Here is a 25,710-nt window from a genome sequence, read left to right on the forward strand (position 1 = left end):
TGTCTCAGCCCGTCACATCCGGTATCACGTAATACCCCCTGCGTTTGAGTTGATGAGATCATGCTGGTTAGCCAATACGACCAACTTCTTGTGGTTATCTCTTTTGTTGTCGCCATTCTTGCCTCCTACACCGCCCTGAATATGGCAGGCCGGGTTGTCGGCAGTACGGGCATCGCGGCACGCGTCTGGCTGACGGGCGGCGGTATTGCCATGGGCATCGGCATCTGGGCCATGCACTTTATCGGCATGCTGGCGATGGATGTCTCCATGCGTCTGAACTACGACCTGATACAAACGGCTCTGTCGATGTTCATTGCCATCGGCGCCTCGCTGTTCGCCCTCTGGCTGGTAAGCCGGGATCACCTGCGCAGGCGTCGCCTGTTCACCGGTGCCGTGATTCTGGGCAGCGGGATTGTCGCGATGCACTACACCGGGATGGCGGCATTACAGGTTGAGCCCGCTATCGTCTGGGATATGCGCTGGGTTGCGCTGTCGGTGGTGATCGCCCTGCTCGCCTCGCTGGCCGCTCTGTGGCTCACGTTTCGTCTGCGTCGCGATGCCGGCCAGGTTGCGCTGATGCGCGCGGGCGCCGCCGTACTGATGGGCATGGCGATTGCCGGCATGCACTATACCGGGATGAAGGCCGCCCAGTTCCCGGTTCAGGTCCATATGCACCATCAGGGAGTGAACGGCAGCTGGCTGGCGGTACTGGTGAGCGTCGTGGCGCTCTCTATTCTTGGCATTACGCTGCTGGTCTCGATGTTTGACGCCAGGCTGCAGGCCCGCACCGCCCTTCTGGCCTCGTCGCTGGCGGAAGCGAACCGTGAGCTGGCGCAGTTGGCGCTGCACGACACGCTGACGCGCTTGCCAAACCGCGTGCTGCTGGAGGACCGTCTCGATCAGGCGATCAACAAAGCCGATCGTGAAGGAAAGTTATTCGCGCTGCTGTTTATGGATCTGGACGGCTTCAAAGCCGTCAACGATGCCTACGGGCATGACACCGGCGATAAGCTGCTGATTGCCGTTACGGAACGTCTGGAGCAACCGCTGAAAGGTCAGTACACCCTCGCCCGTATTGGCGGCGACGAGTTTGTTCTGCTGGCCGAGATCGATACCCCCAACGACGCCGCTTCACTGGCCAGCGCGCTGGTGCATGTGATCGATCAGCCCTTCAGCCTTGAGCTGTACGATCTGGTGGTGACCCTCAGCGTGGGGATTGCTATCTATCCACACGATGGCAAAAACCAGCGGGAGCTGATGTTTAACGCCGATGCGGCGATGTACCACACCAAGCATATGGGGCGTAACGGCTACCACTTCTTCCAGCCGTCGATGAACACCCTGGCGCAAAAACAGCTGCAGCTGATGAACGATCTGTGGCTGGCGCTGGATCGACAGGAACTGCATCTGGTTTATCAGCCGAAGTTCCAGGCCCCGGTGGGCCCTATCGTCGGTTTTGAGGCCCTGCTGCGCTGGCAGCACCCTTCCCAGGGGCTACTCTGCCCTGACCAGTTCCTGCCGCTGGCGGAAAAAAGCGGGCTGATCATTCCTATCGGCAACTGGGTGATTGATGAGGCCTGTCGCCAGCTCCGCGTCTGGCATCTTGAAGGGCATACCGAGTGGTCGATGGCGGTGAATCTCTCCACGCTGCAGTTTGAGCAACCCCTGCTGGTTGAGACGGTGATGAGTAGCCTGGCGCGACATCACATTCCGCCCCACACCCTGATCCTGGAAGTGACCGAAACGACGGCCATGAATAATCCTGATGAGAGCGTGCGGGTGCTGACCGAACTGACGCAGGCGGGGGTGAAAGCCTCCATCGATGATTTTGGTACGGGCTATTCCAGCCTGCTGTACCTGAAAAAGCTGCCAGCCTGTGAGCTGAAGATCGATCGGGCGTTTGTTAAAGATCTCAAGGGCGAGGGGGACGATGCCACTATTGTTGCCGCCATTGTTGCGCTGGCAAAGACCCTCAATCTTAAGGTGGTAGCAGAAGGGGTGGAAACGCAGGAGCAGCAGGCGTTTTTGACCAGGCTCGGGTGTAACACCTTACAAGGTTATCTGCTGGGTAAACCGGTTTCGGCGCAGACCATCAAGGCCATGAGTCATGATCCGCAAGCCATGCTGACCCAGCAAATCTGACCGGGCCGATGCCGCTATGAGGCGGCGTCGTAGAAACGGTGCGGCGCAAGAGCAAGCGGTAACGTCGAGAGGATGTTATCCACCAGCTCCGGGGCCTGTTGATACAGGTCCAGCCTTTCCGGGCTCATTAACCAGTTTTTAATCAATCCACAAAAAAAGCCATGGAAAACAATTAAGGTCGTGTCGATATTGATCTGCGCGGAAATAGCGCCTGTCGCAATGCATTTCTGCAGGATCTGACGAACGTTTTCATAGTTGAAGCCGATCCTCTCCCGAATTTCATATTCTGAAATCATGCCCGGTTCAAATTCACATTTGTGATAGAGGATCTGCAATAGCGTACGCTGGCGGCGATCCCGGGCAATATATTGCAACGCGGTAACAAACAGTTCACGTAAAATAAATAACGGCTTGTCCTCTTCTCCCTGCGACAACAGACCGCGAATAATCTCCCGCAGCGGACATTGCTCCTGCCAGATAGCATTAAATATCTCCGCCTTACTGCTGAAATGCCAGTAAACAGCCCCCCGGGTCAGACCCGCGGCATCAGCAATATCGGTCAGCGTGGTGCTTGCCACACCCCGTGCGGCAAACTGCTCTATCGCTGCCTCAATCAACAGCTGGCGTGTCTTCTGCGCCTCGGCCTTCGTTTTACGCGCCATAGGGAGTCACTCTTTTAACGGATTAATTACATTTATCAAACAACGGTGATAATTGTCAGGTCGTCAATTATCCATCACTGCAAAAAATAATTTTGAACAAAAAACGTCAACACGCTTAATTTATTAATCTCAATGATGTTTAAACATCATTTTATTCATTAAACACATATATGTGTCTAAAGCATAATGCCGTGAAATAGATAATCGGGAATGCTATCCCGTTGTTTAATCACATTCAGCCTCGTTTTTTTTCTCTTCGATTCTTTCTTCGCACTTATAAATCAAAAACCCGCCCGGCCATTCTTTATTATGGCGCCCGCCGTTTTCTGTTTACCTCTCCTTAACGCTTAACCGCTGTCGGTTAATGCGGGTTGATGATTTTGAAGGAATAGCCATGACGCCTCATTTCAGGTTTTTACCCTTATCCGGTTTTATCATCGGTGCCGCATTACTCGTGGGTTGTGATGATCACAGCGAGCAAGCCCAGCAGCCGCCATCACCACAGGTTGTGGTTCATGTCGTAAAAAGCGCACCGCTGGTCGTCACCACCGAACTGCCGGGCCGCACCGATGCGTATCGCGTTGCAGAAGTTCGCCCTCAGGTGAGCGGCATTGTTCTGAAGCGCAACTTCACCGAGGGCAGCGACGTCAAAGCGGGGGAATCGCTGTATCAGATCGATCCGGCCACTTATCAGGCGGCCTTTGACAGCGCGTCAGGGGAGCTGGCCAAAGCTCAGGCGGCAGCCAACATTGCCCACCTGACCGTAAAACGCTATTTACCGCTGATGGGCACCCAGTACGTCAGTAAGCAGGAGTACGATCAGTCCGTTGCTACCGCCCGTCAGGCCGATGCGTCGGTGATTGCAGCCCAGGCAGATGTTGAGACCGCGCGCATTAATCTGGCCTACACCAAAGTGACCTCACCTATCAGCGGGCGCATCGGCAAATCCAGCGTCACCGAGGGGGCGCTGGTGGCGAACGGCCAGGCGTCAGCACTGGCGACGGTGCAGCAGCTGGATCCGATCTATGTCGATGTGACCCAATCCAGCAACGATTTTATGCGCCTGAAGCAATCCAGCCTGCAGACGGGCGAAAGCACCAGCAGCGTGCAGCTGCTGATGGAGAACGGTCAGCCGTACCCGCTGAAAGGCTCGCTGCAATTTTCCGATGTCACGGTGGACGAGAGCACTGGCTCCATTACTCTGCGGGCGATCTTCCCTAACCCGCAACATGTCCTGCTGCCGGGTATGTTTGTCCGGGCGCGTATTGATGAAGGCACCCAGCCCCACGCCATCCTGGTACCGCAGCAGGGGGTTACTCGCACCCCGCGCGGTGAAGCCAGCGTGATGGTGGTGAACGAGAAGAATCAGGCCGAAGCACGGAACGTCGTCGCGCCGCAGGCGATTGGCGATCAATGGCTGATCACCGACGGCTTGCAGGAGGGCGATCGGGTGATCGTCAGTGGGCTGCAAAAAGTGCGCCCTGGCATCGCGGTTGTCGCCACGCCAGACACCGCCGCGCAGAAAGCGGGATAAGGGACAGAGCATGGCCAACTTCTTTATTCAGCGCCCGGTTTTTGCGTGGGTACTTGCCATTATCCTGATGATTGCGGGCGGGCTGGCGATCCTCAAGCTGCCGATCGCCCAGTATCCCACCATTGCCCCGCCAGCCGTGGCAATCTCCGCGACCTACCCTGGTGCCGACGCGCAGACGGTGCAGGATACGGTGACCCAGGTTATCGAGCAGAACATGAACGGCATCGATAACCTGATGTATATGTCCTCCACCAGCGATTCGGCGGGCAGCGTGACCATCACCCTGACCTTCCAGTCGGGTACCGACCCGGACATTGCCCAGGTGCAGGTGCAGAACAAACTCCAGCTGGCGATGCCGCTGCTGCCGCAGGAAGTGCAGCAGCAGGGGATCGGCGTGGAGAAGTCGAGCAGCAGCTTCCTGCTGGTGGCGGGCTTTGTCTCGGACAATAAAGACCTGAGCCAGGACGATATCTCTGACTACGTCGCCTCTAACGTGAAGGATGCCATCAGCCGCACCTCCGGGGTAGGCGATGTGCAGTTGTTCGGCGCCCAGTATGCGATGCGTATCTGGCTGGATGCCAATAAGCTGAACGCCTATCAGCTGACGCCGCTGGATGTCATCAATCAGCTTAAAACCCAGAATAACCAGATTGCCGCCGGTCAGCTGGGCGGTACGCCGTCGGTGCCGGGACAGCAGCTCAACGCCTCGATCATCGCCCAGACGCGCCTGAAAACCGCCAAAGAGTTTGGCAACATCACTCTGAAGGTCAATCAGGACGGGTCGATGGTGCATCTGAAAGATGTGGCCCGAATTGCGCCTGGCGGTGAAAACTACAATATGGTGACCAAAATCAACGGCCAGGCGGCGACCGGGCTGGGGATCAAGCTCGCCACCGGCGCCAATGCCCTGGATACCGCCGCGGCGATCAAGAGCAAACTGGCGCAGCTGCAAGCCTTCTTCCCCCAGGGGCTGAAGGTGGTCTATCCCTACGACACCACGCCGTTTGTGAAGATCTCCATCCATGAAGTGGTGAAGACGCTGTTTGAAGCCATCATCCTCGTCTTCCTGGTGATGTACTTGTTCCTGCAAAACCTGCGCGCCACGCTGATCCCGACTATCGCCGTGCCGGTGGTATTGCTGGGCACCTTTGCAGTACTGGCGGCGTTTGGCTTCTCCATCAATACCCTGACCATGTTTGGTATGGTGCTGGCGATAGGCTTGCTGGTGGATGACGCTATCGTGGTGGTGGAGAACGTCGAGCGCGTAATGGTGGAGGAGAAGCTACCGCCCAAAGAGGCGACGCAGAAATCGATGTCGCAGATCCAGGGGGCGCTGGTCGGCATCGCCATGGTGCTGTCGGCGGTATTTATCCCGATGGCCTTCTTCGGCGGGTCCACTGGGGCGATTTACCGTCAGTTCTCCCTGACGATTGTCTCGGCCATGGCACTGTCCGTGCTGGTAGCGCTGATCCTGACCCCGGCGCTGTGCGCCACTCTGCTCAAAGCGCCGGACGAGGATCATGGGCATAAAAGCGGGTTCTTCGGCTGGTTCAATGCCCTCTTCGACAGGAGCGTGGCGCACTACAGCAACAGCGTTAGCCATATTCTGCGTAAGACCGGTCGCTACCTGGTGGTCTATGTCCTGATTGTCGGCGGCATGGCGGTGCTGTTCCTGCGTCTGCCAACCTCGTTCCTCCCGGAAGAGGACCAGGGCGTCTTTATGACCATGGTGCAGCTCCCGGCGGGCGCTACACAAACCCGTACCCAGCAGGTGCTGGATCAGGTTGAGCACTATTATCTCACCACGGAAAAAGCCAACGTGGCGTCGGTCTTTACCGTTAACGGTTTCAGCTTCAGCGGCCAGGGGCAAAATGCCGGGGTGGCGTTTATCAGCCTTAAACCCTGGGAGGAGCGCACCGGTGCCGCTAACAGCGTGGGGGCTATCGTCAGCCGTGCCACCCGGGCCTTCAGCCAGATCAAAGATGGGCTGGTGTTCCCCTTTAACCTGCCCGCCATTATCGAGCTGGGTACCGCAACAGGTTTCGATTTTGAGCTGATCGACCAGGCCAACCTGGGCCACAATAAGCTGACGCAGGCCCGAAACCAGCTGTTGGGCATGATCAAAGCCCATTCCGATCTGCTGGTTCGCGTGCGGCCTAATGGTCTGGAGGATACCCCGCAGTTCAAGCTGGATATCGATCAGGAAAAAGCCCAGGCGCTGGGCGTCAGCGTATCGGACATCAACCAGACCATCTCCACCGCCCTGGGAGGCACCTACGTCAACGACTACATTGACCGTGGTCGGGTGAAGAAAGTCTATGTCCAGGCAGATGCACAATTCAGGATGCTGCCTGAGGATATCAATCGCCTGTACGTGCGCAGCGCCAACGGTGAAATGGTTCCGCTTTCGGCGTTCAGCGAGTCGCACTGGATCTATGGTTCACCGCGCCTCGAACGCTATAACGGCACCCCCTCTATGGAGATCCTCGGCGAGGCCGCCCCAGGGAAAAGTACCGGTGAAGCGATGGTGTTAATGGAGCAGCTGGCGGCGAAACTCCCTGCGGGTATTGGTTTCGACTGGACGGGCATGTCATACCAGGAGCGGCTGTCCGGCAACCAGGCCCCTGCCCTGTATGCCATCTCACTGGTGGTCGTGTTCCTCTGCCTGGCGGCACTCTATGAAAGCTGGTCGATTCCGTTCTCGGTGATGCTGGTGGTGCCGTTAGGGGTGGTCGGTGCCCTGCTGGCCGCCTCCCTGCGGGGGCTGAACAACGATGTCTATTTCCAGGTGGGGCTGCTCACTACCATCGGCCTGTCGGCAAAGAACGCCATTCTGATTGTCGAATTTGCCAAGGACCTGATGGAGAAAGAGGGGAAAGGGATTGTTGAAGCCACCCTCGAGGCAGCGCGCATGCGCCTGCGTCCGATTCTGATGACCTCGCTGGCGTTTATTCTTGGCGTGATGCCGCTGGTCATCAGTCACGGCGCAGGCAGTGGTGCACAAAATGCTGTAGGCACCGGGGTGATGGGCGGCATGCTTTCGGCCACCCTGCTGGCCATCTTCTTCGTGCCGGTCTTCTTTGTCGTGGTACGCAGACGCTTTACGCGTCATCACGAAGAGTAATAGATAAAGGCGCTTCGGCGCCTTTACTGATGATAATAAACGGAAATTTATTCTTATCCATTAATTTAACTTATTAATTAGCGCACCAATGAATTGTTTGCTTGCGATTTTTAGCTTGCACACTTAATCAATTCGCCTCCCTAATCTCTCCATTATTAGCGTGCAGAAAGAGAGATTTCTCCATCTTTTTTACAATCCAAATAATTTGAGATTATTCACTCTTCATGGCTGTTTTTAAGCGGTGGTAATATAACCATCAGCTTTGCAGAAGACCGTACTGACTATATCGCAAAGTTAGATTTCATTTTGAGGTAACACCATGAAAAGACTCATTTCGGTTGCACTCCTTACCGCGCTACTTGCGGGTTGCGCGCATGACTCTCCGTGCGTACCGACATACGACGATCAGGGCCGACTGGTTCATACCAATACCTGTATGAAAGGCACCACGCAGGATAACTGGGAAACTGCAGGGGCGATCGCCGGTGGCGCAGCAGCCGTTGCAGGTCTGACGCTGGGCATCATTGCCGTGTCCAAGTAATCTACAAAGCGCGAATTCGTTCGCGCTTTTGCTTTTCCGATTTAGGTTAATAATTAAACCTGAATCTGCTCACATCTTTTTGCTTTTTTATATTCCTTTCAATTTGGCGACGTGACGTTATTCACACCTTGCTGGCTTACGATATTTACGCCATAAATTCTCCCTCTATGCATTCGTTTCTTAATCAGACTTTTGCTCTGATTTGTGGCGCAGGTTGTAATTTCGCACCATTTCAGGGCGCTCAATTTAATTATCACTGTCTACACTCAGCTTTACGCGTTGCGTAATCGTTTATTACGTTGAATGCAAAAACTGGCATCACGTTTGCTTTATTAACGTCGGCCACAGCCACAGACAGGTTAAAGCGTTTATAAACGCTTCACTATAACGATAATTTTCGCCACACAGGATGCATTATGAAAAAGATGATGATGGCCAGCCTCGCCGCTGCAGGTGTGCTTCTTGCGATCGCCGGCCAGGCTCAGGCGGGTGCCACGCTGGATGCCGTTAAGCAGAAAGGTTTTGTGCAATGTGGGATCAGCGACGGCCTGCCAGGTTTCTCCTACGCAGACGCCAACGGTAAATTCTCCGGTATCGATGTCGACGTGTGCCGTGGCGTTGCTGCCGCGGTATTAGGTGACGATACCAAGGTGAAATACACCCCACTGACGGCGAAAGAGCGTTTTACCGCCCTGCAGTCTGGCGAAGTGGATTTGCTTTCACGTAATACCACCTGGACCTCGTCACGTGATGCCGGCATGGGCATGTCCTTCACCGGCGTGACCTATTACGACGGTATTGGTTTCCTGACGCACAATAAAGCGGGCCTGAAGAGTGCAAAAGAGCTGGATGGCGCGACGGTCTGTATTCAGGCGGGTACCGACACCGAACTGAACGTCGCCGATTATTTCAAAGCCAATAACATGAAATATACGCCGGTGACCTTCGATCGCTCTGACGAATCGGCCAAAGCGCTGGAATCGGGCCGCTGTGATACCCTGGCATCGGATCAGTCCCAGCTGTACGCACTGCGGATCAAGCTGAGTAATCCGGCTGAATTTATCGTTCTGCCAGAGGTGATCTCTAAAGAGCCGCTGGGCCCGGTAGTGCGCCGTGGGGATGATGAATGGAACGCCGTGGTGCGCTGGACGCTGTTCGCCATGCTCAACGCCGAAGAGATGGGCATCAATTCCAAAAACGTCGATGAGAAAGCCGCCAATCCATCCACACCGGATATGGCCCACCTGCTGGGTAAAGAGGGTGATTACGGCAAGGATCTGAAGCTGGATAACAAATGGGCGTACAACATCATTAAAAAGGTGGGTAACTACGCTGAAATCTTCGAGCGTAACGTTGGCTCTGAAAGCGCGCTGAAGATCAGCCGTGGTCAGAACAACCTCTGGAACAATGGCGGCATTCAGTACGCTCCGCCAGTACGCTAAGCAGCTTGCTGTAACGGGCACTGCCGGTGCGGTGCCCAGTCCAGAGTCATGGTTACCCGAGGTTTTTTATGTCCCATCGCCGCTTAGCCCTGAAAGGAGCCCTCTCCTTTTCTAATCCTGCGGTTCGCGCCTGGCTGTTTCAGATCCTCGCTGTTCTCGCTGTCCTGGCCGTCGCGATCTACTTGTTCCACAACACCGTTACCAACCTGAGTACACGCGGCATTACTTCGGGCTTTGCCTTCCTTGACCGCAGTGCGGGATTTGGCATTGTTCAGCATTTAATTGCTTACGATGAAGGAGATACCTACGGTCGCGTCTTCCTGGTCGGCCTGATGAATACGCTGCTGGTCTCCGGATTATGCATTGTCTTTGCTTCTCTGCTGGGCTTTTTCCTCGGTCTCGCACGCCTGTCTGATAACTGGCTGCTGCGTAAGCTCTCCACGTTGTATATCGAGACCTTCCGTAATATTCCGCCGCTGCTGCAGATCTTCTTCTGGTATTTCGCCGTCCTGCGCAACCTGCCCGGGCCACGTCAGGCGGTGGATGCGTTCGATCTGGCCTTTTTAAGCAATCGTGGTTTGTATATCCCGGCGCCGCAGATTGCCGAAGGGATGCTGGCGCTGCTGGCGGCTCTGGCCTGTGTCGCAGTGATTACCGTCGGGCTGTTTCGCTACAACCGCAAGCATCAGATGAAAACCGGACAGCTGCGACGCACCTGGCCCGTCACGCTGGCCTTGCTGGTGATCCTGTCGGGGCTGGCACATATCATTGCGGGCCCGGCGATGCACTGGGATATTCCGACGTTGCAGGGGTTTAACTTCCGCGGCGGCATGGTTCTGATCCCGGAACTGGCAGCCCTGACCCTGGCACTGTCGATCTATACCTCGGCCTTTATCGCAGAGATTATTCGCGCCGGGATCCAGGCCGTTCCTCATGGTCAGCATGAAGCCGCCCGCTCGCTCGGCCTGCCGAACCCGGTCACGCTGCGTCAGGTCATCATCCCTCAGGCCATGCGGGTCATCATTCCACCGCTGACCAGCCAGTATCTCAATATTGTGAAAAACTCGTCCCTTGCGGCTGCGATTGGCTATCCCGATATGGTTTCCCTGTTTGCCGGCACCGTGCTCAATCAGACGGGCCAGGCCATCGAAACTATCGCCATCACCATGTCGGTCTACCTGATTATCAGCCTGACCATTTCCCTGTTGATGAATATCTATAACCGTCGCATCGCGCTGGTTGAACGCTAAGGAACCATGATGACAAAAGCCGTCTTGTCTCACCCTGTGCGTCCGGCCACTACCGGCAACGGTCGCATTATTCTCTGGGCACGTAAAAACCTGTTCTCAAGCTGGAGTAACAGCTTACTCACTCTGCTCTGCTTCTGGCTGATGTGGGAGCTGATCCCGCCGCTGCTCAATTGGGCGTTTTTGCAGGCTAACTGGATCGGCACTACCCGTGCCGACTGTACGAAAGAGGGAGCCTGCTGGGTCTTTATTCATCAGCGTTTCGGCCAGTTCATGTATGGGCTCTACCCTCACGACCAGCGCTGGCGCATCAATCTTGCGCTGCTCGTCGGGCTACTCTCCATCATCCCGATGTTCTGGAAAGGGATGCCGCAGCGGGGACGGTACATCGCCTGCTGGGCGGTGGTCTATCCGCTTATCGTCTGGTTCCTGCTGTATGGCGGGATGCTGGGACTGGAGCGGGTGGAAACCCGGCAGTGGGGTGGCTTGACGCTGACGCTGATCATCGCCTCGGTCGGGATCGCCGGCGCATTGCCTTTAGGCATTTTACTGGCCCTGGGCCGTCGCTCAACCATGCCGGTCGTACGCATCCTCTCGGTGATTTTTATCGAGTTCTGGCGCGGCGTTCCGCTGATCACCGTGCTGTTTATGTCGTCGGTAATGCTGCCGCTGTTTATGGCGGAGGGCACCACCATCGACAAACTGATCCGCGCCCTGGTTGGCGTCATTCTGTTCCAGTCTGCCTATGTGGCTGAGGTCGTACGCGGCGGGCTGCAGGCGCTACCCAAAGGCCAGTACGAAGGCGCCGAATCGCTGGCGCTGGGGTACTGGAAAACGCAGGGACTAGTGATCCTGCCACAGGCGCTGAAGCTGGTGATCCCCGGACTGGTGAACACCATTATCGCGCTGTTCAAAGATACCAGTCTGGTGATCATCATTGGATTATTCGATCTTTTCAGTAGCGTGCAGCAGGCTACCGTCGACCCGGCGTGGCTGGGCATGTCGACAGAAGGCTATGTTTTTGCTGCGCTTATCTACTGGATTTTCTGTTTTAGCATGTCGCGCTACAGCCAGCATCTGGAAAAGCGCTTTAACACCGGGCGTACACCGCACTGAGGAACCTATGAGCCAGATAACTATGACCCCCGCTGACGCGATGATTACGCTGGATAATGTGAATAAGTGGTACGGACAATTTCATGTTTTGAAAGACATTAACCTGAAGGTGAAACAGGGCGAGCGTATTGTTCTTTGTGGGCCGTCAGGCTCGGGTAAATCCACGACTATCCGCTGTATTAACCATCTGGAAGAGCATCAGCAGGGACGGATTGTTGTTGATGGTATTGAGCTAAACGATGACATCCGTAACGTGGAGCGTGTCCGCCAGGAAGTCGGCATGGTTTTCCAGCATTTCAATCTGTTTCCCCATCTGACCGTTCTGCAAAACTGCACTCTGGCCCCAATCTGGGTGCGCAAAATGCCGAAAAAGGAAGCCGAGGCGCTGGCCATGCACTATCTGGAACGCGTGCGCATTGCAGAACATGCGCATAAGTTTCCGGGACAGATCTCGGGTGGACAGCAACAGCGCGTGGCAATCGCCCGCTCTTTATGCATGAAACCTAAAATCATGCTGTTCGATGAGCCGACCTCAGCGCTGGATCCGGAGATGGTAAAAGAGGTTCTGGATACCATGATAGGGCTGGCTGAATCGGGCATGACGATGCTGTGTGTGACGCATGAGATGGGTTTCGCCAGAACCGTCGCGGATCGGGTGATCTTTATGGATCGCGGGGAAATCGTCGAGCAAGCAGCGCCGGAAGAGTTCTTCTCCCACCCAAAATCAGAGCGTACGCGCGCGTTCTTATCACAGGTTATTCACTAATAATTACCCTGCCCGGTGGCGCTTTGCGCGCCGGGTCTGGCATTTTTATGCCCGCGCAAACGCAAAAAGGCCATCCTTGCGGATGGCCTTTTCACTTATTTGATGTCTGGCAGTTCCCTACTCTCGCATGGGGAGACCCCACACTACCATCGGCGCTACGGCGTTTCACTTCTGAGTTCGGCATGGGGTCAGGTGGGACCACCGCGCTACAGCCGCCAGACAAATTCTTTTCTACGCGCCGAACTTTAACCTAAAAACTGGTGCTGATACCCAGAGTCGAACTGGGGACCTCACCCTTACCAAGGGTGCGCTCTACCAACTGAGCCATATCAGCACACTTAATTTGATGCCTGGCAGTTCCCTACTCTCGCATGGGGAGACCCCACACTACCATCGGCGCTACGGCGTTTCACTTCTGAGTTCGGCATGGGGTCAGGTGGGACCACCGCGCTACAGCCGCCAGGCAAATTCTGTTGTCAGGACGCAGCGTGTGCGGCCTGAGTAATCTGTATCAGCTGAAAATCGTCTTCTCAAGTCCGCCGAAACAGCTTCGGCGTTGTAAGGTTAAGCCTCACGGTTCATTAGTATCGGTTAGCTCAACGCATCGCTGCGCTTACACACCCGACCTATCAACGTCGTCGTCTTCAACGTTCCTTCAGGACTCTCAGGGAGTCAGGGAGAACTCATCTCGGGGCAAGTTTCGTGCTTAGATGCTTTCAGCACTTATCTTTTCCGCATTTAGCTACCGGGCAGTGCCATTGGCATGACAACCCGAACACCAGTGATGCGTCCACTCCGGTCCTCTCGTACTAGGAGCAGCCCCCCTCAATTCTCCAGCGCCCACGGCAGATAGGGACCGAACTGTCTCACGACGTTCTAAACCCAGCTCGCGTACCACTTTAAACGGCGAACAGCCGTACCCTTGGGACCTACTTCAGCCCCAGGATGTGATGAGCCGACATCGAGGTGCCAAACACCGCCGTCGATATGAACTCTTGGGCGGTATCAGCCTGTTATCCCCGGAGTACCTTTTATCCGTTGAGCGATGGCCCTTCCATACAGAACCACCGGATCACTATGACCTGCTTTCGCACCTGCTCGAGCCGTCACTCTCGCAGTCAAGCTAGCTTATGCCATTGCACTAACCTCCTGATGTCCGACCAGGATTAGCTAACCTTCGTGCTCCTCCGTTACTCTTTAGGAGGAGACCGCCCCAGTCAAACTACCCACCAGACACTGTCCGCAACCCGGATTACGGGTCCACGTTAGAACACCAGCCATTAAAGGGTGGTATTTCAAGGTTGGCTCCACGCAGACTGGCGTCCACGCTTCAAAGCCTCCCACCTATCCTACACATCAAGGACCAGTGTTCAGTGTCAAGCTATAGTAAAGGTTCACGGGGTCTTTCCGTCTTGCCGCGGGTACACTGCATCTTCACAGCGATTTCAATTTCACTGAGTCTCGGGTGGAGACAGCCTGGCCATCATTACGCCATTCGTGCAGGTCGGAACTTACCCGACAAGGAATTTCGCTACCTTAGGACCGTTATAGTTACGGCCGCCGTTTACCGGGGCTTCGATCAAGAGCTTCGCGTTGCCGCTAACCCCATCAATTAACCTTCCGGCACCGGGCAGGCGTCACACCGTATACGTCCACTTTCGTGTTTGCACAGTGCTGTGTTTTTAATAAACAGTTGCAGCCAGCTGGTATCTTCGACTGATTTCAGCTCCACGAGCAAGTCGCTTCACTTACCATCAGCGTGCCTTCTCCCGAAGTTACGGCACCATTTTGCCTAGTTCCTTCACCCGAGTTCTCTCAAGCGCCTTGGTATTCTCTACCTGACCACCTGTGTCGGTTTGGGGTACGATTTGATGTTACCTGATGCTTAGAGGCTTTTCCTGGAAGCAGGGCATTTGTTGCTTCAGCACCGTAGTGCCTCGTCATCACACCTCAGCGTTAGTAAGGTTCCGGATTTACCTGGAACCTCCGCCTACATGCTTAAACCGGGACAACCGTCGCCCGGCCAACATAGCCTTCTCCGTCCCCCCTTCGCAGTAACACCGAGTACAGGAATATTAACCTGTTTCCCATCGACTACGCCTTTCGGCCTCGCCTTAGGGGTCGACTCACCCTGCCCCGATTAACGTTGGACAGGAACCCTTGGTCTTCCGGCGAGCGGGTTTTTCACCCGCTTTATCGTTACTTATGTCAGCATTCGCACTTCTGATACCTCCAGCAGACCTCACAGTCCACCTTCGACGGCTTACAGAACGCTCCCCTACCCAACAACGCATAAGCGTCGCTGCCGCAGCTTCGGTGCATGGTTTAGCCCCGTTACATCTTCCGCGCAGGCCGACTCGACCAGTGAGCTATTACGCTTTCTTTAAATGATGGCTGCTTCTAAGCCAACATCCTGGCTGTCTGTGCCTTCCCACATCGTTTCCCACTTAACCATGACTTTGGGACCTTAGCTGGCGGTCTGGGTTGTTTCCCTCTTCACGACGGACGTTAGCACCCGCCGTGTGTCTCCCGTGATAACATTCTCCGGTATTCGCAGTTTGCATCGGGTTGGTAAGCCGGGATGGCCCCCTAGCCGAAACAGTGCTCTACCCCCGGAGATGAATTCACGAGGCGCTACCTAAATAGCTTTCGGGGAGAACCAGCTATCTCCCGGTTTGATTGGCCTTTCACCCCCAGCCACAAGTCATCCGCTAATTTTTCAACATTAGTCGGTTCGGTCCTCCAGTTAGTGTTACCCAACCTTCAACCTGCCCATGGCTAGATCACCGGGTTTCGGGTCTATACCCTGCAACTTAACGCCCAGTTAAGACTCGGTTTCCCTTCGGCTCCCCTATACGGTTAACCTTGCTACAGAATATAAGTCGCTGACCCATTATACAAAAGGTACGCAGTCACCTGACGAATCAGGCTCCCACTGCTTGTACGTACACGGTTTCAGGTTCTTTTTCACTCCCCTCGCCGGGGTTCTTTTCGCCTTTCCCTCACGGTACTGGTTCACTATCGGTCAGTCAGGAGTATTTAGCCTTGGAGGATGGTCCCCCCATATTCAGACAGGATACCACGTGTCCCGCCCTACTCTTCGAGTTCACAGCAGGTGTATCTTCGTGTACGGGAGTATCACCCTGTACCCTGCGACTTTCCAGACGCTTCCACTGACACACATGCTGATTCAGACTCTGGGCTGCTCCCCGTTCGCTCGCCGCTACTGGGGGAATCTCGGTTGATTTCTTTTCCTCAGGGTACTTAGATGTTTCAGTTCCCCTGGTTCGCTTCGTTAAGCTATGTATTCACTTAACGATAGTGTGACGAATCACACTGGGTTTCCCCATTCGGAAATCGTCGGTTATAACGGTTCATATCACCTTACCGACGCTTATCGCAGATTAGCACGTCCTTCATCGCCTCTGACTGCCTAGGCATCCACCGTGTACGCTTAGTCGCTTAACCTCACAACCCGAAGATGTCTCTTTCGATCCATCATCGTTTTGCGAAAATTTGAGAGACTCGAACACACCTTCATCTGCTCTTATTACGGAGAGCAGACACAGTGTGTCGTTTCAATTTTCAGCTTGATCCAGATTTTTAAAGAGCAAATATCTCAAACATGACTTAACAGTCAGTTTTGAGATACTGATTGGTTGTGCCTTTCACTCACACCCAGCAAGTGGCGTCCCCTAGGGGATTCGAACCCCTGTTGCCGCCGTGAAAGGGCGGAGTCCTAACCGCTAGACGAAGGGGACACGATGTGTCGCGACTTCGCAGCCGTCTTGCTCGTTACTTTTCATCAGACAATCTGTGTGGACACTGCAAAGGCAGGTTCTTTAAGGTAAGGAGGTGATCCAACCGCAGGTTCCCCTACGGTTACCTTGTTACGACTTCACCCCAGTCATGAATCACAAAGTGGTAAGCGCCCTCCCGAAGGTTAAGCTACCTACTTCTTTTGCAACCCACTCCCATGGTGTGACGGGCGGTGTGTACAAGGCCCGGGAACGTATTCACCGTAGCATTCTGATCTACGATTACTAGCGATTCCGACTTCATGGAGTCGAGTTGCAGACTCCAATCCGGACTACGACGCACTTTATGAGGTCCGCTTGCTCTCGCGAGGTCGCTTCTCTTTGTATGCGCCATTGTAGCACGTGTGTAGCCCTACTCGTAAGGGCCATGATGACTTGACGTCATCCCCACCTTCCTCCAGTTTATCACTGGCAGTCTCCTTTGAGTTCCCGGCCTAACCGCTGGCAACAAAGGATAAGGGTTGCGCTCGTTGCGGGACTTAACCCAACATTTCACAACACGAGCTGACGACAGCCATGCAGCACCTGTCTCAGAGTTCCCGAAGGCACCAAAGCATCTCTGCTAAGTTCTCTGGATGTCAAGAGTAGGTAAGGTTCTTCGCGTTGCATCGAATTAAACCACATGCTCCACCGCTTGTGCGGGCCCCCGTCAATTCATTTGAGTTTTAACCTTGCGGCCGTACTCCCCAGGCGGTCGACTTAACGCGTTAGCTCCGGAAGCCACTCCTCAAGGGAACAACCTCCAAGTCGACATCGTTTACGGCGTGGACTACCAGGGTATCTAATCCTGTTTGCTCCCCACGCTTTCGCACCTGAGCGTCAGTCTTTGTCCAGGGGGCCGCCTTCGCCACCGGTATTCCTCCAGATCTCTACGCATTTCACCGCTACACCTGGAATTCTACCCCCCTCTACAAGACTCTAGCCTGCCAGTTTCGAATGCAGTTCCCAGGTTGAGCCCGGGGATTTCACATCCGACTTGACAGACCGCCTGCGTGCGCTTTACGCCCAGTAATTCCGATTAACGCTTGCACCCTCCGTATTACCGCGGCTGCTGGCACGGAGTTAGCCGGTGCTTCTTCTGCGAGTAACGTCAATCGATGAGGTTATTAACCTCACCGCCTTCCTCCTCGCTGAAAGTACTTTACAACCCGAAGGCCTTCTTCATACACGCGGCATGGCTGCATCAGGCTTGCGCCCATTGTGCAATATTCCCCACTGCTGCCTCCCGTAGGAGTCTGGACCGTGTCTCAGTTCCAGTGTGGCTGGTCATCCTCTCAGACCAGCTAGGGATCGTCGCCTAGGTGAGCCATTACCCCACCTACTAGCTAATCCCATCTGGGCACATCTGATGGCAAGAGGCCCGAAGGTCCCCCTCTTTGGTCTTGCGACGTTATGCGGTATTAGCTACCGTTTCCAGTAGTTATCCCCCTCCATCAGGCAGTTTCCCAGACATTACTCACCCGTCCGCCGCTCGTCACCCAGGAGCAAGCTCCCTGTGCTACCGCTCGACTTGCATGTGTTAGGCCTGCCGCCAGCGTTCAATCTGAGCCATGATCAAACTCTTCAATTTAAGTTTGATGCTCGTGAATTAAACTTCGTAATGAATTACGTATGTTCACTCAGAGACTTTGGTATTCATTTTTCGTCTTGCGACGTTAAGAATCCATGTCACTTTGAGTGCCCACACAGATTGTCTGATAAATTGTTAAAGAGCAGTGCAACGCGGCTTTCGCTCACCGTTGCGAGGTGGCGTATATTACGCTTTCCTCTTTCAGAGTCAAGCGTTTATTTTCGCTTTTCTCTTCAACCGACCCGGCTGTTTGTGTGAAGTGATTCACATCTGCCGTGTCGATGGAGGCGCATTATAGGGATCCCAGTTTTTAGCACAAGCATTTTTTCGATCTTTTCTGCTGACTGTTCTTTTTTCGTTCTTTTCGCCGAAATCCCACGCGATCCGCTCAAATAATGACGTAATTCTCCCTTGATCAAGCCGAATAACAGGCTCACAGTCTTCTATATAGTGCTCATTAGTAGAGGTTGATATGTCCGCAGTACTCCGTCCCTATAAAGATCTTTTCCCTAAACAAGGCGATCGCGTCATGATCGACAGCAGTAGTGTGGTCATTGGCGATGTCCGAATGGACGACGACGTCAGTATCTGGCCCCTGGTCGCTATACGCGGCGATGTTAACTATGTCTCTATTGGCGCACGGACCAATATTCAGGATGGCAGCGTCCTGCATGTCACCCATAAATCGGCTTATAACCCTGAAGGCAACCCACTGGTCATCGGTGAAGAGGTGACAGTCGGCCATAAAGTGATGCTGCACGGCTGCACGATTGGCAATCGCGTTCTGGTGGGTATGGGATCGATTTTGTTGGATGGTGTAGTAATAGAAGATGAGGTGATGATTGGTGCCGGGAGTCTGGTTCCGCAAAATAAGCGGCTGGAAAGTGGCTTTCTCTATTTAGGAAGCCCGGTCAAACAGATCCGCCCCCTGACGGAAGCGGAAAAGGAAGGTCTGAAGTACTCAGCCAATAACTACGTTAAATGGAAGAATGACTATCTGGATCAAGAGAGCCAGAACCATCCCTGATCGTCCTCGTCACCCTCGCGGATCGCATCGCTGGCTTCTTCTTCCAGATCCCAGCGATGTTCGCGAAAGATATTGAGCGGAAAGCCTTCGCCAAAACGACGAACCAGCGTTGTCCCTTCGATCGCACACATCATTTGCATACCATTCACCAGAGCGGGAAAACAGACGGCCTGCTTTTCGTCGTCCCACGTTTCCCGATCCGGAAACTGGATCGCCTGGTTCATGCCGACAACTCCTGTTTAAGCTTTTCAATGACCGGCTCTACTGCCGGCAATACACCATGCCAGAGCATTACGGCGTGTGCCGCCTGCCCCACCAGCATTCCCAGCCCGTCAGCAACATGTTTTGCGCCTTTCTGTTCACACCAGTTCAGAAAAGGCGTTTTGCCTTTTTGGTAGAACATGTCATAGCAGTGAACCTGGGCGTTAACTAATGAAGAGGGTATAGCGGGAACGTCACCGGCTATACCACTGGAGGTCGCATTAATAATCAGATCAAATTCATGGCCGCTCAGCGCGTCCAGAGCTACTGCATGAATACTCCCGGTATGGGCAAATAGGGTGGCCAGCTCTACTGCACGGGAATAAGTACGATTCGTAATGGTCACGGCGCAATCCAGAGAGAGTAGCGGCAGAATCACGCCCCGCGACGCACCACCCGCACCGATCAACAGAATACGCGCGCCAGGTTTGATAAATGACAGTCGTTCCAGATCGCTTAGCAAGCCAATGCCGTCCGTGTTGTCTCCGAGAATCCGACCATCTTCAAGCCGTTTAAGGGTATTCACAGCGCCTGCAAGAGCCGCGCGTTCCGTTAACTCATCGGCGCGTTCAAATGCCTCTTCTTTAAAAGGCACAGTGACATTCGCTCCTTTTCCGCCACCAGCAAAGAAGCTATCCAGCGTTGTCACAAATGCGTCGACAGGCGCAAGTACGCGACCATAAGGGTGCTCGATGCGCAGCTGCTGCGCAAATTGCTGATGAATAAACGGCGACTTGCTGTGAGCAATTGGATTACCAAAAACGGCGTACGCTTCCATTTGATTACCCCTGGCGAAAACGTTCGCCGGTCAACGCATCACGAATTTCAGACGGGTTCAGGCGGCCACCGGTTTCACCGATAACTACCGGGAAATCGTCACCAAACTGCGCTAATACCTCTTCTGAGGTGCGGCAAGGGGGCAATCCCGTCAGATTGGCACTGGTTGAGACCAGCGGTTTACCAAAACGATTACAGAGTTCGATAACCAATGGATGGTCGGTCACGCGAACGGCGAGTGAATCAAACCGTCCCGTCAGCCATCGCGGCGTGGTTGGCAGCGCGGGAAACACAAAGGTCACGGGTCCGGGCCATGCGGCATCGATGGCCTCACGCTGCGCTGACGTCAACATGGAATCATCAATATAAGGTTTAAGCTGTTCGAAACTGGCTGCGATGAGAATCAGGCCTTTTTCAACCGGTCTCTGCTTAAGTGTTAACAGGCGCGATACGGCCATTTCGCTGTCGGGATCGCACCCAACCCCAAAAACAGCTTCTGTTGGATAAGCGATGACGTCTTCTTTATTCAGTACGTCCACCGCATGCGCGATGGAGCCTGACTGCAGGTTATTATTCACTTTTTTGATCCGCCGAAACCGGCTTTCCACATTGTTTACTGGCGCAAAAACGCTTCATGCCTTGCGCCGTTTTCTTCTCGATAAGTAGCGGGTAGCGGCATTCAGGACAGCTCCCCGCCACCGGTTTGAAATTGGTGACGAACTGACATTCAGGATAACGATCGCAGGAGTGGAATGTCTTACCGTAACGTGAACGCCGTTGAACAAGATGACCGCTATCGCATTGTGGACAGGCCAACGCTGTTTCATCGGGTTTATCTATCTGTTCAGTGTGCTCACATTCAGGATAGCGGCTGCAGCCGATAAACATGCCATAACGACCCTGACGCAACGCCAGATCCGCGCCACATTGTGGGCACGGCTGCCCCTCCAAAACTTTAACAATATGTCCGTCCGCCTGATTCTTCAGGGGACGGACATAATCACAGTCTGGATAGTGTGAACAACCGAGAAACGGCCCGTGCTTACCGGACCGGATAACAAGCTCTGCTCCACACTGTGGGCAGGGCTCATTTTTATGCACCGTAAATAGTGCTGATTTGGCCATAACAACTCTTGGTGCTGCATGATGAATTAATGCAGCATACCTTCATTCACTTCAAAGAGTAATTCTTCCATTTGTTGATAGGCATTTTCACAGCCTGGAATGTTGAACAGAACCATCAGGATGACCCATTTCAGATCTTCCAGTTCAAATTCTGCCGTATCCAGCGCCATGACGCGCTCTATCACCATTTCTCGCGTTTCGAGGTTCAGCACCTGAATCTGCTCCAGGAATAAAACAAATCCCCGGCAACTGGCATCCAGCCTTTCACATTCTTCAGCCGTATAAATGCGTACAGACAGCGGATCGGAAGCTAACTGCATCGGTTCGGCGAGGCCTTCCTGATAATCAGCCAGTTTTTCGAGCCATATTAACGCGTTGTAAATATCTTCCCGTTCGAAACCTGCATCGGTGAGATCGCGTGTAAGTTTGTCCTGATCCACGCGTGCTTCAGCTTCGTTATGGATGTAAGTCTCAAACAAATACATGAGTACGTCGAACATGGCTTGCCCTCCTTAATCGGACATAGCCGCCGGGTACAGCTGCGATCCATCCTGCTAACTCCAGTTCCAGTAGCTGTGCTACCGTTACTGGCACAGGTTGGCCGGCACGTTCAGCGACAACGTCAACAGGTGTTACCTCATCTCCTACGTTAGCCAGGAGCTCAGGAAATGGCAATGCTACCTGGTCCTGATCTGATGAATAAAGCCCATTTTCGGGATCCTGTGGCAGCCAGTTAAGGCCATAACGCAAACTTTCCAGAATATCATCTACCGCCGTCACTGGCGTGGCACCCTGCTTTATCAACCAGTGAGGTCCCTCGCAACCCGGGTTTCCAATCGCCCCTGGTAGCGCAAAGACTTCGCGCCCCTGTTCGAGTGCACATTTCGCGGTAACGAGTGAGCCGCTCCTTAACAATGCTTCGATGACGAATACCCCCTGACTCAGGCCGCTAATGATGCGGTTACGCCGGGGAAAATTACCGGGCCAGGGAGGCGTAGCGAGAGGAAACTCCGAAATCACAGCGCCACCGCTCTCAACAAGACGCGTGGCCAGCGAGGTATGGCGTCGGGGATAGACTTCGGACAAACCATTGCCTAAAACCGCCACGCTCTTCCCCTTTACGGTAAGTGCGGCGCGATGCGCGACCCCATCGATTCCGCAGGCCAGGCCGCTGGTAATCGTCAGGCCCGCCTGGGCCAGCTGCTCGCACAGGAGGGTTCCCCACCGCTCTCCATACCAGGAGTGGGAACGGCTACCAACGACGGCCAGCTGCAGGCTCGACAGCACCTGCACAGCCCCCCTGACGAACAGGGCGCCCGGATAATCCGTAATGGCGCGTAGCTGGACGGGATAGAGAGCACTATCAGCACATATCAGGTGATGATCCGGTTCTGCCAGCCACTGCATGCTGCGATCAAGTTCACGCGGCGAAAATGTAAGAAACCGCGCCTTTTGCTTTTGGGTCAGCCCCATTCCTGTCAGCACAGCACCATCAATATGGGGTTGGCGCTGTAACTGCTGCGCTATCGCCACCATCTTATCGCCGTACAATTCTCCAGTGCTGATCAGGCGTAACCATATCTCTGTGGATGTCATCCTTTCCCCTGCCACAAGCCGCTATAGCAATCTTTGCGATTGGTCACTGATGCTGTCAATCAGAGGGGGTTTTGTCTAGAATAGAGGGTATATTCTTATCAACTCCTGAACACGACTCTGGAAAAATATGGCAGTTTTGCAAGTGTTACATATCCCGGACGAGCGCCTTCGCAAAGTCGCCGAGCCGGTAAAAGAAGTGAATGCAGAAACTCAACGTATCATTGATGATATGTTCGATACGATGTACGCCGAAGAAGGCATTGGTCTCGCGGCGACGCAGGTTGATATTCACCAGCGCATTATCGTGATCGACGTTTCCGAAAACCGTGAAGGACGCCTGGTGTTAATTAACCCGGAGTTACTGGAAAAAAGCGGCGAAACCGGAATCGAAGAAGGCTGTCTCTCTATTCCTGAGCAGAGAGCGCTGGTTCCTCGTGCAGAAAAAGTTAAAATCCGCGCGCTCGATCGCGACGGTAAGCCTTTTGAACTGGAAGCAGACGATCTGCTGGCGATCTGCATTCAGCATGAGATGGATCATCTGGTCGGTAAACTGTTTATCGATTACCTCTCTCCACTGAAGCAGCAACGTATTCGTCAGAAAGTAGAGAAACTGGATCGCATGCGCACCCGCGCATAACGTGACCCCGGATACAAGGAATAACGTGTCTACATCACTACGTATCATCTTCGCAGGAACACCTGACTTTGCAGCGCGTCATCTGGACGCGCTGTTGTCGTCTGGCCATAAGGTTGTGGGCGTTTTTACTCAGCCCGATCGCCCGGCAGGCCGTGGTAAAAAATTGATGCCGAGCCCGGTTAAAGTGCTGGCGGAAGAACATGGCTTACCGGTGTTTCAGCCTGCTTCGTTACGTCCGCAGGAAAACCAGCAGCTGGTCGCTGATTTAAATGCGGATGTCATGGTGGTTGTGGCATATGGCCTCATCCTGCCAAAAGCGGTGCTTGATATGCCGCGCCTGGGTTGCATTAACGTCCACGGCTCACTGCTTCCGCGCTGGCGCGGGGCGGCGCCGATTCAACGCTCTTTGTGGGCCGGCGATGCCGACACTGGCGTGACGATCATGCAGATGGACGTGGGTCTGGATACTGGCGACATGCTTTATAAGCTTTCCTGCCCCATTACTGCCGAAGACACCAGCGCCACGCTGTATGACAAACTGGCGGAACTTGGACCAAAAGGGCTTATCGATACGCTGCAACAGCTGGCGGATAACCGTACTCAGCCAGAAGTCCAGGACGAAGCCCTGGTGACCTACGCCGAAAAGCTCAGCAAAGAAGAGGCCCGCCTCGACTGGTCACTTTCCGCAGCCCAGCTTGAACGTTGCATCCGGGCATTTAATCCCTGGCCAATGAGCTGGCTGGAGATAGACGGGCAGCCGGTGAAAGTCTGGCAGGCCTCCGTGATTGACGGACAGGCAAACGCCGCGCCCGGAACGATTATTGAAGCCAGTAAGCAGGGTATTCAGGTCGCAACTGTTGAAGGGATCCTCAATCTGGAATCCTTACAACCTGCAGGTAAAAAAGCCATGAGCGCGCAGGACCTTCTGAACTCACGCCGCGAATGGTTTACGCCTGGTAATAGTCTCGCCTGAAATCATCTCCATTTAAGGCCCGGTGTTTCCGGGCATTTTTATTTTTGCGGTTATGAAAAAACAAAATTTACGCAGCCTGGCAGCACAGGCGATTGAACAAGTGGTCGAACAGGGCCAATCCCTGAGCAATGTCCTGCCACCGTTACAGCAAAAAGTTTCCGATAAGGATAAAGCACTGCTTCAGGAATTGTGCTTTGGCGTTCTGCGCACCTTACCTCAGCTGGAATGGCTAATCGGCAAACTGATGGCGCGCCCGATGGCGGGCAAACAGCGCGTACTTCATTATCTGATCATGGTCGGCTTCTATCAGTTACTGCATACCCGCATTCCGCCTCATGCCGCACTGGCTGAAACGGTAGAGGGTGCGGTTGCGGTTAAGCGTCCGCAGCTTAAGGGGCTGATTAACGGCGTATTACGTCAGTTTCAGCGCCAACAGGATGAGTTGCTGGCTGAATTTTCCCGCTCCGAGAAACGTTTCCTGCATCCCGACTGGTTATTAAAACGTCTGCAAAAAGCCTATCCTCAGCAGTGGGAAACGGTGGTTGAGGCCAATAACCAGCGGCCGCCAATGTGGTTACGCGTCAACCGCAACCACCACTCCCGCGATGGGTGGCTGGCCCTACTGGAAGAAGCCGGGATGAGTGGTTTTCCGCATCCGGATTATAGTGATGCGGTTCGTCTTGCCGCACCAGCGCCGGTACTTGCTCTTCCGGGATTTGAACAAGGCTGGGTTACCGTTCAGGATGCCTCCGCTCAGGGTTGCATGACCTGGCTTGAGCCGAAAAACGGTGAGCGTATCCTCGATCTGTGTGCCGCACCTGGCGGTAAGACAACGCATATTCTGGAAGTTGCGCCACAGGCAAGCGTGATGGCCGTCGATGTTGATGAACAGCGTCTGTCCCGGGTCTACGATAATCTTAAGCGTCTGGGCATGAAGGCTGAGGTTAAGCAGGGCGACGGGCGCACGCCTGCTCAGTGGTGCGGGGATGAGCAGTTCGATCGTATTTTACTGGACGCCCCATGTTCAGCTACCGGGGTGATTCGCCGTCATCCGGATATTAAATGGCTACGCCGCGACCGGGATATTAATGAGCTGGCACAGCTGCAGTCAGAGATCCTTGACGCTATCTGGCCACATCTGAAAACAGGTGGGACGCTGGTTTATGCCACCTGTTCCGTACTGCCAGAAGAGAATAGTCAGCAGATTGCGGCGTTCCTGAAGCGTACGCCAGATGCGCGTCTACATCTGACCGGTACGCCAGAGCAGCCCGGCAAACAAAACCTGCCTGGGGCAGAAGAAGGCGATGGCTTCTTTTACGCTAAGCTAATCAAAGCGTGATGTTGATAACGGG

The 25,710-nt window shown here is 54.2% G+C and carries 19 protein-coding genes, 2 tRNA genes and 4 rRNA genes; 12 read left to right on the forward strand and 13 right to left on the reverse strand.

Features of this window, described 5'->3' with window-relative positions:
• Positions 1-60: 60 nt before the first annotated feature.
• Positions 61-2,142 carry a putative bifunctional diguanylate cyclase/phosphodiesterase gene (locus SOM40_RS21020; protein ID WP_320531058.1) on the forward strand — a complete coding sequence of 694 codons (2,082 nt, stop codon included), beginning with the start codon at positions 61-63 and terminating at the stop codon, positions 2,140-2,142.
• 14 nt (positions 2,143-2,156) lie between these two features.
• Here SOM40_RS21020 and envR read toward each other — a convergent pair whose 3' ends face one another.
• Positions 2,157-2,804 carry an acrEF/envCD operon transcriptional regulator gene (gene envR, locus SOM40_RS21025; RefSeq protein ID WP_312079556.1) on the reverse strand — a complete coding sequence of 216 codons (648 nt, stop codon included), beginning with the start codon at positions 2,802-2,804 and terminating at the stop codon, positions 2,157-2,159.
• 394 nt (positions 2,805-3,198) lie between these two features.
• Here envR and SOM40_RS21030 point away from each other — a divergent pair, with 394 nt between their 5' ends.
• The 7 genes from SOM40_RS21030 to SOM40_RS21060 all read left to right on the forward strand — a co-directional run bounded on the left by SOM40_RS21030 (position 3,199) and on the right by SOM40_RS21060 (position 12,574).
• Positions 3,199-4,338, forward strand: coding sequence for an efflux RND transporter periplasmic adaptor subunit (locus SOM40_RS21030; protein WP_313824603.1), 1,140 nt, complete (start codon positions 3,199-3,201; stop codon positions 4,336-4,338).
• A 10-nt stretch (positions 4,339-4,348) separates the two neighbouring features.
• On the forward strand, positions 4,349-7,462 hold the full coding sequence (locus tag SOM40_RS21035) for an efflux RND transporter permease subunit (protein ID WP_320531057.1): 3,114 nt from the start codon (positions 4,349-4,351) through the stop codon (positions 7,460-7,462).
• Positions 7,463-7,781: 319 nt separating this feature from the next.
• Complete coding sequence (locus SOM40_RS21040) at positions 7,782-8,003, forward strand: lipoprotein (RefSeq protein WP_106994889.1); 222 nt, start codon at positions 7,782-7,784, stop codon at positions 8,001-8,003.
• Between the two features lie 416 nt (positions 8,004-8,419).
• Positions 8,420-9,445 carry an amino acid ABC transporter substrate-binding protein gene (locus SOM40_RS21045; RefSeq protein ID WP_106994890.1) on the forward strand — a complete coding sequence of 342 codons (1,026 nt, stop codon included), beginning with the start codon at positions 8,420-8,422 and terminating at the stop codon, positions 9,443-9,445.
• Between the two features lie 68 nt (positions 9,446-9,513).
• The gene (locus SOM40_RS21050) at positions 9,514-10,695 is read left to right on the forward strand and encodes an amino acid ABC transporter permease (RefSeq protein ID WP_320531056.1); all 1,182 of its coding nucleotides are present in this window, start codon (positions 9,514-9,516) and stop codon (positions 10,693-10,695) included.
• Between the two features lie 9 nt (positions 10,696-10,704).
• On the forward strand, positions 10,705-11,808 hold the full coding sequence (locus SOM40_RS21055; RefSeq protein WP_320531077.1) for an amino acid ABC transporter permease: 1,104 nt from the start codon (positions 10,705-10,707) through the stop codon (positions 11,806-11,808).
• A 7-nt stretch (positions 11,809-11,815) separates the two neighbouring features.
• Positions 11,816-12,574 carry an amino acid ABC transporter ATP-binding protein gene (locus tag SOM40_RS21060; RefSeq protein WP_106994893.1) on the forward strand — a complete coding sequence of 253 codons (759 nt, stop codon included), beginning with the start codon at positions 11,816-11,818 and terminating at the stop codon, positions 12,572-12,574.
• A gap of 104 nt (positions 12,575-12,678) precedes the next feature.
• Here the strand turns inward: SOM40_RS21060 and rrf (SOM40_RS21065) are convergent.
• The 6 genes from rrf (SOM40_RS21065) to SOM40_RS21090 all read right to left on the reverse strand — a co-directional run bounded on the left by rrf (SOM40_RS21065) (position 12,679) and on the right by SOM40_RS21090 (position 17,962).
• Positions 12,679-12,794: ribosomal RNA gene (gene rrf / locus SOM40_RS21065) — 5S ribosomal RNA — on the reverse strand.
• 38 nt (positions 12,795-12,832) lie between these two features.
• A tRNA-Thr gene (locus SOM40_RS21070) sits at positions 12,833-12,908 on the reverse strand.
• 14 nt (positions 12,909-12,922) lie between these two features.
• A 5S ribosomal RNA gene (gene rrf / locus SOM40_RS21075) occupies positions 12,923-13,038 on the reverse strand.
• Between the two features lie 96 nt (positions 13,039-13,134).
• A 23S ribosomal RNA gene (locus SOM40_RS21080) occupies positions 13,135-16,042 on the reverse strand.
• 218 nt (positions 16,043-16,260) lie between these two features.
• Positions 16,261-16,335, reverse strand: a tRNA-Glu gene (locus SOM40_RS21085).
• Positions 16,336-16,422: 87 nt separating this feature from the next.
• Positions 16,423-17,962 (reverse strand): 16S ribosomal RNA (locus tag SOM40_RS21090).
• Together the 16S, 23S and 5S rRNA genes with 2 tRNA genes alongside form the textbook arrangement of a ribosomal RNA operon.
• A gap of 472 nt (positions 17,963-18,434) precedes the next feature.
• Here SOM40_RS21090 and SOM40_RS21095 point away from each other — a divergent pair.
• Positions 18,435-18,989: a gamma carbonic anhydrase family protein gene (locus SOM40_RS21095; RefSeq protein ID WP_106996063.1), complete on the forward strand. Its 555-nt coding sequence runs from the start codon at positions 18,435-18,437 to the stop codon at positions 18,987-18,989.
• Here SOM40_RS21095 and SOM40_RS21100 read toward each other — a convergent pair.
• From SOM40_RS21100 to dprA, 6 genes are read right to left on the reverse strand one after another with little or no spacing between them, the layout of a single operon-like run.
• Complete coding sequence (locus SOM40_RS21100; protein ID WP_106996064.1) at positions 18,965-19,213, reverse strand: DUF1488 family protein; 249 nt, start codon at positions 19,211-19,213, stop codon at positions 18,965-18,967. The two genes, SOM40_RS21095 and SOM40_RS21100, sit on opposite strands and share 25 nt — an antisense overlap.
• Entirely contained in the window at positions 19,210-20,028 is an 819-nt protein-coding gene (gene aroE, locus SOM40_RS21105; protein WP_106996065.1) for a shikimate dehydrogenase, read from the reverse strand. Before aroE ends, SOM40_RS21100 begins: the two co-directional genes overlap by 4 nt.
• 4 nt (positions 20,029-20,032) lie before the next feature.
• Positions 20,033-20,605 (reverse strand): L-threonylcarbamoyladenylate synthase type 1 TsaC, encoded by a 573-nt coding sequence (gene tsaC / locus SOM40_RS21110; RefSeq protein WP_106996066.1) that lies wholly within the window; start codon positions 20,603-20,605, stop codon positions 20,033-20,035.
• Positions 20,598-21,152 carry a DNA topoisomerase family protein gene (locus tag SOM40_RS21115; RefSeq protein WP_225760090.1) on the reverse strand — a complete coding sequence of 185 codons (555 nt, stop codon included), beginning with the start codon at positions 21,150-21,152 and terminating at the stop codon, positions 20,598-20,600. Before SOM40_RS21115 ends, tsaC begins: the two co-directional genes overlap by 8 nt.
• Before the next feature lie 26 nt (positions 21,153-21,178).
• Positions 21,179-21,652 carry a DUF494 family protein Smg gene (gene smg / locus SOM40_RS21120; RefSeq protein ID WP_032614670.1) on the reverse strand — a complete coding sequence of 158 codons (474 nt, stop codon included), beginning with the start codon at positions 21,650-21,652 and terminating at the stop codon, positions 21,179-21,181.
• Positions 21,624-22,748, reverse strand: a complete 1,125-nt coding sequence (dprA, locus tag SOM40_RS21125; RefSeq protein WP_320531174.1) for a DNA-protecting protein DprA — start codon at positions 22,746-22,748, stop codon at positions 21,624-21,626. Before dprA ends, smg begins: the two co-directional genes overlap by 29 nt.
• A 127-nt stretch (positions 22,749-22,875) precedes the next feature.
• Here dprA and def point away from each other — a divergent pair, with 127 nt between their 5' ends.
• Genes def through rsmB form a run of 3 tightly spaced genes read left to right on the forward strand, consistent with a single transcriptional unit; the run spans position 22,876 to position 25,697 of the window.
• Entirely contained in the window at positions 22,876-23,385 is a 510-nt protein-coding gene (def, locus tag SOM40_RS21130; RefSeq protein ID WP_106996069.1) for a peptide deformylase, read from the forward strand.
• A 25-nt stretch (positions 23,386-23,410) separates the two neighbouring features.
• Positions 23,411-24,358: a methionyl-tRNA formyltransferase gene (fmt, locus tag SOM40_RS21135; RefSeq protein ID WP_106996070.1), complete on the forward strand. Its 948-nt coding sequence runs from the start codon at positions 23,411-23,413 to the stop codon at positions 24,356-24,358.
• 52 nt (positions 24,359-24,410) lie between these two features.
• Positions 24,411-25,697 carry a 16S rRNA (cytosine(967)-C(5))-methyltransferase RsmB gene (gene rsmB / locus SOM40_RS21140; protein WP_320531173.1) on the forward strand — a complete coding sequence of 429 codons (1,287 nt, stop codon included), beginning with the start codon at positions 24,411-24,413 and terminating at the stop codon, positions 25,695-25,697.
• Positions 25,698-25,710: the final 13 nt, after the last annotated feature.

Origin of the sequence: Leclercia sp. CFBP8987, assembly GCF_034044995.2 — a bacterium.
In the GTDB taxonomy this organism is placed as follows: domain Bacteria; phylum Pseudomonadota; class Gammaproteobacteria; order Enterobacterales; family Enterobacteriaceae; genus Enterobacter; species Enterobacter tamurae.

Coding starts and splice junctions, on each gene's coding strand:
- SOM40_RS21050 (WP_320531056.1), top strand. CDS start 9,514: ATGTCCCATCGCCGCTTAGCCCTGAAAGGAGCCCTCTCCTTTTCTAAT.
- SOM40_RS21115 (WP_225760090.1), bottom strand. CDS start 21,152: ATGGCCAAATCAGCACTATTTACGGTGCATAAAAATGAGCCCTGCCCA.
- def (WP_106996069.1), top strand. CDS start 22,876: ATGGCAGTTTTGCAAGTGTTACATATCCCGGACGAGCGCCTTCGCAAA.
- rsmB (WP_320531173.1), top strand. CDS start 24,411: ATGAAAAAACAAAATTTACGCAGCCTGGCAGCACAGGCGATTGAACAA.
- envR (WP_312079556.1), bottom strand. CDS start 2,804: ATGGCGCGTAAAACGAAGGCCGAGGCGCAGAAGACACGCCAGCTGTTG.
- aroE (WP_106996065.1), bottom strand. CDS start 20,028: ATGGAAGCGTACGCCGTTTTTGGTAATCCAATTGCTCACAGCAAGTCG.
- smg (WP_032614670.1), bottom strand. CDS start 21,652: ATGTTCGACGTACTCATGTATTTGTTTGAGACTTACATCCATAACGAA.
- dprA (WP_320531174.1), bottom strand. CDS start 22,748: ATGACATCCACAGAGATATGGTTACGCCTGATCAGCACTGGAGAATTG.
- SOM40_RS21040 (WP_106994889.1), top strand. CDS start 7,782: ATGAAAAGACTCATTTCGGTTGCACTCCTTACCGCGCTACTTGCGGGT.
- SOM40_RS21045 (WP_106994890.1), top strand. CDS start 8,420: ATGAAAAAGATGATGATGGCCAGCCTCGCCGCTGCAGGTGTGCTTCTT.
- SOM40_RS21055 (WP_320531077.1), top strand. CDS start 10,705: ATGACAAAAGCCGTCTTGTCTCACCCTGTGCGTCCGGCCACTACCGGC.
- SOM40_RS21060 (WP_106994893.1), top strand. CDS start 11,816: ATGAGCCAGATAACTATGACCCCCGCTGACGCGATGATTACGCTGGAT.
- SOM40_RS21030 (WP_313824603.1), top strand. CDS start 3,199: ATGACGCCTCATTTCAGGTTTTTACCCTTATCCGGTTTTATCATCGGT.
- SOM40_RS21100 (WP_106996064.1), bottom strand. CDS start 19,213: ATGAACCAGGCGATCCAGTTTCCGGATCGGGAAACGTGGGACGACGAA.
- SOM40_RS21020 (WP_320531058.1), top strand. CDS start 61: ATGCTGGTTAGCCAATACGACCAACTTCTTGTGGTTATCTCTTTTGTT.
- SOM40_RS21035 (WP_320531057.1), top strand. CDS start 4,349: ATGGCCAACTTCTTTATTCAGCGCCCGGTTTTTGCGTGGGTACTTGCC.
- SOM40_RS21095 (WP_106996063.1), top strand. CDS start 18,435: ATGTCCGCAGTACTCCGTCCCTATAAAGATCTTTTCCCTAAACAAGGC.